Source organism: Hydrogenivirga sp., assembly GCF_056450045.1.
Map to the genome: position 1 here is coordinate 1 of NZ_JBWONM010000144.1, position 2,513 is coordinate 2,513.

Genomic DNA, 2,513 nt, shown 5'->3' on the forward strand with positions numbered 1-2,513 from the left:
TACCTCGCCCGAAGGGACGCCCAGTGGATGGGACCCATCTACAAGTTCCTCGGTCTTGAGGTGGGCGTGATAAACTCCGACGGAATGTCCTACAGGGTTGAGTGGGCTGACGAGGAGAAGTTCAGAGAGGCTATAGAGAAGGACCTAAGGGTGTGGCCCAAAGGCTACCACGAGGAGACCGTTCCCTCCGACAAGGTTAACGTTGAGGCTAAGAAAGCCTTCTTCACCGTTCTGAGGGAAGTATCCCGAAGGGACGCCTACAGCGCAAACATAACCTACGGAACCAACAACGAGTTCGGTTTTGACTACCTCAGGGACAACATGGCTTTCTCCAAAGAGGACATAGTTCAGGTGAAGGGGCACAACTACGCCATAGTTGACGAGGTGGACTCCATCCTCATAGACGAGGCGAGGACACCCCTGATAATATCGGGACCCGCTCAGGTTGATATTGATATCTACAGGACCGCTGACGCGGTGGTGAGGAAGCTTGAAAAGGACAAGGACTTCACCGTTGATGAGAAGAACAGGAACATAACCCTGACAGAGGAAGGGATAGCGAAGATAGAGAGGATGCTCGGTATTGACAACCTCTACGACCTCAAGCACATAGACCTGCTCCACGCCATAGTCCAGTCGGTCAGGGCACACCACCTCTTCAAGAGGGACGTTCACTACATAGTCAGGGACGGAGAGGTCCTGATAGTTGACGAGTTTACAGGAAGGGTTCTTCCCGGCAGGAGGTGGTCGGATGGGCTCCACCAAGCCATAGAGGTCAAGGAGGGGGTTAAGGTAAAGGAGGAGAACCAGACCCTCGCCTCCATCACCTTCCAGAACTACTTCAAGCTCTACAGAAAGCTCGCGGGAATGACGGGAACAGCAGAGACCGAAGCCCTTGAGTTCAGGGAGATATACGGACTTGACGTGGTGGTCATACCCACCCACAGACCCATGATAAGAAAGGATCTGCCCGACCTCGTCTACAAGACCAAGAAGGAGAAGTGGGAGAAGGTGGTTGAGGAGATACTGATAAACCACCTCTTCGGAAGACCCGTCCTCGTGGGGACCGTGTCCATAGAGGACAACGAACAGCTCTCAGCCCTTCTGAAGAACAAAAGGCTTCTGAAGAAGATACTTGATAGAGAGGAGGTAAGGGAGAGGATTGAGGAGCTGAAGAAAAAGTACGGCGTAAGCGACGAGGAGCTTGAGAAGAGGATAAAGGAGATAACGAAGAAGGGGATACCCCACAACATCCTCAACGCCAAGCACCACGAGAAGGAAGCCTACATAATAGCTCAGGCGGGAAGGCTCGGAGCGGTGACCATAGCGACCAACATGGCTGGAAGGGGAACGGACATACTCCTCGGTGGAAACCCCGAGTACATGGCTAAGGAGATACTCCAGACCAAGGTCAAGAACCCCGAGGAAGCGAGCGAGGAAGAGTGGAAGAGAGCCTTTGAGGAGGCTTACAGGGTCACGGAGGAGGAGAAGGACAAGGTAAGGGAGCTGGGAGGACTCCTCGTGATAGGAACCGAGAGGCACGAGTCAAGGAGGATAGATAACCAGCTTAGGGGACGTTCGGGAAGGCAGGGAGACCCCGGAGAGTCAAGGTTCGTCCTCTCCCTTGAGGATGACCTTCTCAGGCTCTTTGGAGGGGAGAGGGTAGGAAAGCTCATGGACATGCTCAAGATACCCGAAGGCGAACCCATAGAGAGCAGGATGGTCACCAAGGCTATACAGAACGCCCAGAAGAGGGTTGAGGCTCAGAACTTCCAGATAAGGAAGAGGCTCTTTGAGTACGACAACGTCATGAACACCCAGAGGGAGGTCATATACTCCCTCAGAAGGGACGTCCTTGAGGGAGAAAACCTTAAGGAGGAAATACACGAGTTCATGAGAGATGTCCTTGAGAGGGAGGTAAACAGGCTCCTTCCCGAGGAGGACCCCGAGCTCTGGGAGCTTGAACCCCTGAAGGACTTCCTAAAAGAGTGGACGGGAAAGGAGATAGAGATACCCAAGGTCAGGGACAAGGAAGAGCTCATAAACGCCCTTCACGAAAAGCTAAAAGAGCTCTACGAGGAGAAGGAAAAGGAGATAGGAAGCCCAGAGACCATGAGGGAGCTTGAGAGGGTCCTGCTCCTGAACATCCTTGATACCCTCTGGAGGGAGCACCTTCACGTCCTTGACAGGCTTAGAGAAGGCATATACCTGAGAGGCTATGCAGCGAGAGACCCCCTGATAGAGTACAAGAGGGAAGCCTTTGAGCTCTTTGAGGAGCTCCTGCACAACATAAAGAGCCACACCGTCTCCGCCCTGCTTCAGGTTCAGATAAAGTCCGAGGAGGAGATAGAGCAGGAGAGGGAAGCTGAAGAGAGAAGGCGTGAGGAGATCCTCGGTCAGGCTGTCTATGCGGGAACCGACGGCGACAGGAAGGGACCCAGACCCAAGACCCTGAAGGAGAGGCTCAGGAGCGAGAGGCTCAGAAAACAGAAGCTCAAGGCAAAGAGGCTTGA

General features: G+C 53.6%; 1 protein-coding gene. It reads left to right on the plus strand.

Annotated elements, in window-relative coordinates:
• Positions 1 to 2,513 (plus strand): preprotein translocase subunit SecA (gene secA, locus AC1HCM_RS06000; RefSeq protein ID WP_479460863.1); only part of this gene is annotated, 2,513 nt, incomplete at both ends.